Source organism: Faecalispora jeddahensis (assembly GCF_000577335.1).
Lineage (GTDB): Bacteria > Bacillota > Clostridia > Oscillospirales > Acutalibacteraceae > Faecalispora > Faecalispora jeddahensis.
The window spans coordinates 74075-81326 of sequence record NZ_CBYL010000011.1 but is presented as its reverse complement, the minus strand read 5'-3'; the positions used below and the strand labels follow the sequence as shown (position 1 = coordinate 81326).

Genomic DNA, 7252 nt, shown 5'->3' with positions numbered 1-7252 from the left:
TCTGCCCTGCGTAGTCGCCATCAACCGTTTCCCCACCGATACCGAAGCCGAGCTGACCCTGATCCGCAGCAAGTGCAAAGAGCTGGGCGTTGAGGTTGCTCTCAGCGAGGTATGGGCAAAGGGCGGCGCCGGTGCTGTAGAGCTGGCGGAAGAGGTCGTTCGTCTGTGCGAGGCCCCGAACAACTTCAGCTATGTGTACGATGCCGAGCTGTCGATCAAAGAGAAGCTCAATGCGATCGTACAGAGAGTGTACCACGGTAGCCGCGCTGTTCTGACCGGCCCGGCCGTGAAGCAGGCGCAGCAGCTCGAGCAGCTTGGCTTTGGCAACCTGCCGATCTGCATGGCGAAAACACAGTACAGCTTTACCGATGACGCGAAGTCCCTGGGCGCTCCCGAAGGCTTCGAGATCGCGGTCAAAAACCTGAAGGTATCCGCGGGTGCCGGATTCATCGTTGCTCTTACCGGCGATGTCATGACGATGCCTGGCCTGCCGAAGAAGCCGTCGTCCGAGAACATCGATGTGGATGAAAACGGCCGCATTTCCGGTTTGTTCTGAGAAACATACTCCTTCGGGCCGGCCTGTGCGGGCATGTTCCGCACAGGCTCGCCTGAATCTTCAACAAAGGAAGAAAATCATGGGCGAAAAACTGATCGAAAAAAGCTGTCTGGATTTTACAGGGATTCTGGCGTCCAGAGCGCCGGTGCCCGGCGGTGGCGGGGCCGCGGCCCTGGTGGGAGCGCTGGGAATAGCGCTGTGCTCCATGGTCGGGAATCTGACCGTTGGCCGCAAAAAATATGCGGAGGCAGAGTATGATATAAAAATCATGCTGAAAAAGGCAGAAGCCATTCAGGCCCGTCTGTTGGATTTGGTGGAGGAAGACGCCGCTGTTTTTGAATCTCTCGCAAAGGCATATTCCATCCCGAAGGAGAATCCAAAGCGCGCGGAATTTCTGGAGGAAGTGACTCTGAATGCCTGCAAGGCTCCTTTGAAAATGATGGAATGCTGCTGCGAAGCCATTGACTTGCTGAAAGAAATGATGGATAAGGGCAGTGCAACACTGATTTCGGATATCGGCTGCGGCGCGCTGTGCTGTAAGGCGGCTCTGGAAAGCGCGGGCATGAATGTTTTTGTCAACACAAGAACACTGGCGGACAAAAGTCAGGCGGCGGAGACAGAAGCAAAAGCGGACGCGATGTTGATCGTTTACAGCGGGATTGCGGACCGGATTGCGGAGGAAGTAACGCGCCGCCTGCGGGGAGTGGAATAAATATGGCAAGGATTTTAAAGGGCGCGCCCGTTGCCGCCTCTTTGAGCGAAAAGCTGTCAGAACGCGTGAGCGCTCTGAAAACGGATGGAGTCATCCCTACTCTGGCGATGATCCGTGTCGGGAAGAAGGACAGCGATGTCGCCTATGAGCGCGGCGCGGTAAAACGCTGCGAAAAAGTAGGGATCAACGTTTTAAATTATATTTTAGCGGAGGACTGTACTCAGGATTACCTGATGCAGGTCATTGATCGAATCAATCAGGATGAAAACATTCACGGCTGTCTGCTGTTCCGTCCTCTGCCCAGGCACATCGATGAACGGACCGTCTGCGAGGCGCTTCTTCCAGAAAAGGATATCGATGGCCTGACAACAGGCTCGCTGAGCGGTGTGTTTACCGGAAAAGGCTCCGGCTTTTCTCCCTGCACCGCACAGGCCTGTATCGATATTCTGGATTACAATAGCATTCCCCTGCGCGGGAAGCGCGCCGTTGTGGTTGGCGCGAGTTTGGTGATCGGCCGTCCGGTGGCAATGATGCTGCTGGCGCGCGGAGCCACCGTTACGCTATGTCACATCGACACCGTTGATCTTCCGTCCGAATGCCGCCGGGCCGAAATCATTATCGCCGCCGCAGGAGTTCGCGCGCTGCTGAACAGTGACTGCCTTTCTCCCGGGCAAATTATTCTGGACGTAGGCGTTACGGTTGGGGAGGACGGAAAGCTGCACGGGGATGTTGACCCCGACGCGGCGGATGCGGCGGCCGAAGCGTTTACTCCGGTTCCGGGCGGGGTAGGCACGGTCACTACCTCCATCCTCGCGAAGCATATCGTAGAAGCGGCGGAGAAGAGGAGAATGACAAAGTCATGCTGAACTCTTCCGATTTTGTAGAAAGCTATACGGCAATTGGCGGGAAAAAGGCAAATTCCCCGACGTTCAGGCTGCTGCTTTTGGGAATCCTCGCGGGTTTTCTGATCGGAATGGGAAGCGCCGTCACCAATGTGGCGGTTCACAGCATGGCGAATGTATCTGCGGCGAAGGTGATTGGCGGCCTTTTGTTCCCGTTTGGTTTGATTGCGGTCATTCTGACAGGCGCTGAATTATTTACCGGCAACTGCTTTCTCATCATGCCCGCACTCTCCCGTCAGATTCGGATCGGCGCAATGCTTCGAAATCTGGGTCTCGTTTATCTTGGGAATTTGATTGGCGCAATCGCCCTTGCTGCGGCATATTGTTTCAGCGGGCAGATGAATCTTTCCGGCGGTCATTTAGCTGTTTATACCATGAAAGTTGCGGCAGCCAAATGTTCTCTTTCCTTTGAAAGTGCCGTTGTGCTGGGGATTCTGTGCAATATTCTGGTTTGCATCGGCGTCATGTGCGCGCTCTGCGCGAAAGATGTGGCGGGGCGTGCCGCAGGGGCGTTTGGTCCGGTCTGCTTTTTCGTGGTGTGTGGTTTTGAGCATTGTGTGGCAAATATGTATTATATTTCTGCCGGGCTGTTCGCCCTTTCGAATCCGGATTATTCTGAATTGGCCTCGGTAGCGGGGGTGAATCTCTCCGCTTTGACCTGGAACGGATTCCTGCTTCACAATTTACTGCCGGTTACGATCGGGAATTTGATCGGCGGCGTTGCTTTTGCAGCACTGATATGGGCAGCGAATCATAAAAAAGAACAAATCACAGAGTAGGCCAGCGCGTCAAGCACCGCTGAGCGGGAAGTTGGGACAAAGAGGCTAGGGCTTCATGTTGCGGTACCCGCATCCGCCGCCACAAGAAAGAGAAGCGTTCTCCTGATGTGGCGGCTGGCACAAAGGGAGGATTTTAAAATGCAAAAGATGAAATGGAATACGGAGGCAATTGTACTGTTGGGAGTCCTGATTTCCACAGAGGTGGTGCTTTCCCGCTTTTTCTCCATTTCCGCATGGAATATCAAAATCGGTTTTTCGTTTCTGCCCGTTGTGGTGGCCGCGCTGCTGTTGGGGCCGCTGCAGGCGGGAATCGTGGCCGCGCTGGGTGATTTGATCGGGGCTCTTTTGTTTCCGATCGGCGCTTATTTTCCGGGCTTCACGCTGACGGCCTTTCTCACCGGAATCGTATTTGGCCTTTTTCTCCACAAGAGCCAAAGCATGATGAGGGTAATCGGGGCCGTGGCAGTGAATCAGCTGGTGCTGAGCCTTCTGTTAAACACCCTGTGGATTTCTGTGATGTACCATTCCCCTTTCAGCGCCCTGCTGGTGGTTCGTATCGTGCAGTGCGCGATTTTGATCCCGATTCAGATCATCATGATTCGATTGATGAGCAAAGCGCTGAACCATGATTGGAAGAAGGCGATTGTATGATGTTCTTACCGACATGTTCTTCCATAATGTAGAATCTGTATTCGAATTGCTCTGCAAAAAGAAAAATGCTTTGCTTTAAAATCAGCTTTGTGAATGCCATAATCCGGACAGAAAGCCTGGAACGCCAGTGCTTTGACTGGAAAAGTTATCCTGCAAAAGACAAAAAAGGAAAAGTGCGGAATAGATATCTATTCCGCACTTTTCCTTTTATCTGGCATAGGCTTTCAAATTTTTCGTTCTGCCTAAAATGTAGTCTGTTGAAGTATTATAATAATTTGCCAATGTAATCAAATGCTCTACTGGTATAGTCTGAAAGCCTCTCTCATATCGTGAATAAACAGTTTGACTGATTCCAAGTACTTCTGCAACATCTTTCTGCAATAAATCTTTATCGATTCTCAGATCTTTTATTCTGGGAGAATACATAAAATCCCCTCCGCGCAGTACTGTTTTGTACTATCAACTTTAGCATGGAATAGTAATATGATGTCTTTTGCAGTACTTATTAGTACTAAGTAAATGCTTAATACAATCGTTACAATATTATATTTTTATAGAAAGAAGTCGGTTGCTGAGAATCGACTTCTTTCGTTTTTTATAGTACAATACTCATTAAGATTTTATTTGATAGAGGTTCCGAATGCGTATTGAAATAAAAGAAGCCTATGATAGTATAGAAGAGATTAAAATTCTTTTTCATGAGTATGTTGCTTTGATCGGGATCGATCTGACCTTTCAAAGCTACCAGGAAGAGCTGTCAAATTTGCCGGGGAAATATTCCAGACCATTTGGCAGGTTATATATGGCATCTGTTGATGGAATTTCAGCCGGGTGTATTGCCTTACGAAGGTTTGATGAAAAACGCGGCGAGATGAAACGATTGTACGTCCGCGATCAATTCCGCGGCTGCAAAATAGGAAGACTGCTTTCAGAAAAAGTCATTCTGGAAGCACAGTTCATCGGCTATCAGGCCATTTTGCTGGATACGCTGTCTGCGATGGAAGAGGCCAGGGCGCTTTATCAGAGCCTGGGATTTGTAGAAATTGCTCCTTATTATGAAAGCCCTTTAAAAGATACCCACTTTTTAAGCCTTTCATTATAATTTTGCAGAGCAGGTTCTTTTCTCAAATCAGCGCTGCTGTCAGTTGACGGTACGAATAAAACATGATAAAATATTTTATACCCCATGGGGTATAAAGGAGGCAGAACAATGCGGCAATGTATGGATTCCGAAAACCTGCACAGGCGATTGAGCAAGATCATGGGCCAGGTAAAAGCCATTGATAAAATGATAGATGAGGATGTACCCTGCGAAGATGTTCTCGTTCAGATCAATGCGGCAAAGGGAGCATTGCAGAAAGTTGGCCAGGTCGTTCTGGAAGGCCACCTGAACCATTGTGTCCGTGAGGGGATTGAGCATGGCGACGCAGATAAAACCATCGCGGATTTTGCCAAGGCGGTAGAGCATTTTTCCAGAATGTCATAAGAAAAATTTTCAGAATACAGAACAGCGGTTTTTCAAAAAGCCGCTGTTTTTTTATTGACACTCTATACCCCCAGGGGTATAATATACATATAGGGGTATAGGTATAAAAGAGGGTGATGATTTGATAGACCTTGTAAAAAAGGAAGAGAAGCGAACGGTGTTTTTCTTGTTGTTGTCCGCCTGTTCGCTGGTCATTGGCTTTTTTCAGATTGGGAATCTGCCGGTTGATCCGGTTTGGGTCGCTATTTTGCTGTGCGGAACTCCCATTGTGAAGGGAGCAATTGTCGGGCTGGTTACAGAGTTTGATATAAAAGCGGATGTCCTGGTGTCGATTGCGCTAATTGCCTCTATCGTAATCGGAGAAATCTTTGCTGCCGGGGAAGTGGCCTTTATTATGGCTGTCGGAGCATATTTGGAAGAGCGCACCGTGGCAAAGGCCCGTGCAGGCATTGAAAAGCTGGTTCGCCTGACACCTGCCACGGCCCGCGTGGTGCGGGACGGCACAGAGGAGATGATCCCTGCGGAGCAGGTGAAAATCGGGAATACCCTGCGCGTATTGGCTGGAGAAACCGTCGCTGTGGACGGAGTGATCCTCAAAGGTAAAACCTCTGTCGATCAATCTGTGATGACGGGGGAATCTCTCCCTGTAGATAAAGAGGAGGGAGACGAGGTGTTCAGCGGTACCGTGAATCAATTCGGGACCTTTGATATGGCAGCCCAAAAGGTCGGTGCGGACAGCTCGTTGCAGCGTATGATACGTCTGGTGGAATCCGCTGACGCGGGGAAGGCAAAAATCGTTGGAATTGCTGACCGCTGGGCAACCTGGATTGTTGCAATTGCGCTGCTGGCCGCCGCTGCTACCTGGTTTGCCACTGGGGAAATCATACGCTCCGTGACCATTCTGGTTGTATTCTGCCCCTGCGCTCTGGTGCTGGCTACCCCCACCGCTATTATGGCCGGGATCGGCAACGCAACAAGGTTCGGAATTTTGGTTCGTGAGGGGGATGCGCTGGAGAGGCTGTCGCAGGTAAAGCGCATCGCTTTTGATAAGACCGGCACTTTAACCTACGGAAAGCCCGCGGTCACACAAATACATAGCATAGATGACGCACTGGGGGAGAAGGCGCTTCTGGCTCTGGTGGCTTCCTCAGAATTGCGCTCCGAGCACCCATTGGGGAAGGCCATCGTTGCGCACTATCGGCAGAAGTACGGCGCTCTGCCGGAACAGCCGGAGACATTTGAACTGCTGGCAGGGCGCGGTGTTGCCGCCCAGGTAACTGGCCGAAAGCTTCTGGCAGGGAACGAGGCCCTGATGGCAGAGAGAAAGGTCACAATGCCGGAGGCGCTCTTGAGTCTGTCTGAAAATGCGAAAAGAGACGGCTGCACCGTGATTTATATTGCAGAGCATCCAAGAGCCATCGGGATGATCGCCTTGTCAGATACTCTGCGCCCGGATGCCGCACAGACGATAGACGCGATTCATCAAGCCGGAGTCCGGACCGTGCTGCTGACAGGGGATGCGGCGCCGGCAGCTTCTCATATTGCCGCAAGCGCCGGCCTTCGTGATGTGCGGGCGGATTGCCTGCCGGAAAATAAGCTGGAAGAAATCCATGCTTACCAGAAAGCGGGGGAGCCGGTGTGCATGGTGGGCGACGGCATCAATGACGCGCCGGCGCTCAAGGCAGCCTTTGTCGGTATCGCCATGGGCGGCGTCGGCAGCGATATCGCCATCGATGCGGCCGATATTGTGCTGGTGAGCGACGATATCAAAGAAATTCCTCACCTTCTGCGGCTTTCCCAAAAGACAATGCGCACCATCAAAATCAATCTTGCCGCATCCATGGCTTTGAACTTTGCAGCCATCGCGCTTGCGATTACGGGTGTTCTTACCCCGATGATTGGCGCGTTGGTGCACAATGCCGGTTCTGTTGCTGTTATTATTCATTCTTCGCTATTACTGAAATGGAGGAAAATAAAATGAAAGAATGGCTTTTATTCGCGTTGTTTCTGATTGTCGGTGCAGGGATGCTTTCTGCCGGTATCGTTTACCTGCGGAAAGAAAAGGACGACCCGGATTCGGTAAAAATTTATCGGGTGGTCTCTATTCTGGGTTCTGTACTGGTGGCCGTGGCTCTTCTCACAAAATTTGTGTTTTGATTACCAGGC

At 51.1% G+C, this 7252-nt stretch carries 10 protein-coding genes; 9 read left to right on the top strand and 1 reads right to left on the bottom strand.

Going from position 1 to position 7252, the window contains the following annotated elements; translation table 11 throughout:
• The 5 genes from TY09_RS06400 to TY09_RS06380 all read left to right on the top strand — a co-directional run.
• Positions 1 to 556 (top strand): formate--tetrahydrofolate ligase (locus TY09_RS06400; protein WP_042432117.1); only part of this gene is annotated, 556 nt, incomplete at its 5' end.
• 79 nt (positions 557 to 635) lie between these two features.
• A complete protein-coding gene (locus tag TY09_RS06395) occupies positions 636 to 1268 on the top strand; it encodes a cyclodeaminase/cyclohydrolase family protein (RefSeq protein ID WP_042432112.1) in 633 nt (210 codons plus the stop codon).
• A 2-nt stretch (positions 1269 to 1270) separates the two neighbouring features.
• Complete coding sequence (locus tag TY09_RS06390) at positions 1271 to 2134, top strand: bifunctional 5,10-methylenetetrahydrofolate dehydrogenase/5,10-methenyltetrahydrofolate cyclohydrolase (RefSeq protein WP_042432108.1); 864 nt, start codon at positions 1271 to 1273, stop codon at positions 2132 to 2134.
• Positions 2128 to 2949: a formate/nitrite transporter family protein gene (locus TY09_RS06385; RefSeq protein WP_042432104.1), complete on the top strand. Its 822-nt coding sequence runs from the start codon at positions 2128 to 2130 to the stop codon at positions 2947 to 2949. Before TY09_RS06390 ends, TY09_RS06385 begins: the two co-directional genes overlap by 7 nt.
• Positions 2950 to 3087: 138 nt before the next feature.
• Positions 3088 to 3600, top strand: coding sequence for a folate family ECF transporter S component (locus TY09_RS06380; RefSeq protein WP_042432101.1), 513 nt, complete (start codon positions 3088 to 3090; stop codon positions 3598 to 3600).
• A 207-nt stretch (positions 3601 to 3807) separates the two neighbouring features.
• Here the strand turns inward: TY09_RS06380 and TY09_RS06375 are convergent, their stop codons facing one another.
• On the bottom strand, positions 3808 to 4026 hold the full coding sequence (locus tag TY09_RS06375) for a helix-turn-helix domain-containing protein (RefSeq protein ID WP_042432097.1): 219 nt from the start codon (positions 4024 to 4026) through the stop codon (positions 3808 to 3810).
• Positions 4027 to 4240: 214 nt separating this feature from the next.
• Between TY09_RS06375 and TY09_RS06370 the strand changes: the two genes are divergently transcribed.
• The 4 genes from TY09_RS06370 to TY09_RS06355 all read left to right on the top strand — a co-directional run bounded on the left by TY09_RS06370 (position 4241) and on the right by TY09_RS06355 (position 7243).
• Positions 4241 to 4702 carry a GNAT family N-acetyltransferase gene (locus tag TY09_RS06370; RefSeq protein ID WP_042432094.1) on the top strand — a complete coding sequence of 154 codons (462 nt, stop codon included), beginning with the start codon at positions 4241 to 4243 and terminating at the stop codon, positions 4700 to 4702.
• A gap of 108 nt (positions 4703 to 4810) precedes the next feature.
• Positions 4811 to 5086: a metal-sensing transcriptional repressor gene (locus TY09_RS06365; protein ID WP_009061232.1), complete on the top strand. Its 276-nt coding sequence runs from the start codon at positions 4811 to 4813 to the stop codon at positions 5084 to 5086.
• 121 nt (positions 5087 to 5207) lie between these two features.
• Positions 5208 to 7067: a heavy metal translocating P-type ATPase gene (locus tag TY09_RS06360; protein ID WP_042432091.1), complete on the top strand. Its 1860-nt coding sequence runs from the start codon at positions 5208 to 5210 to the stop codon at positions 7065 to 7067.
• Positions 7064 to 7243: a hypothetical protein gene (locus TY09_RS06355; protein WP_009061280.1), complete on the top strand. Its 180-nt coding sequence runs from the start codon at positions 7064 to 7066 to the stop codon at positions 7241 to 7243. Before TY09_RS06360 ends, TY09_RS06355 begins: the two co-directional genes overlap by 4 nt.
• The last annotated feature ends 9 nt before the right edge of the window (positions 7244 to 7252 follow it).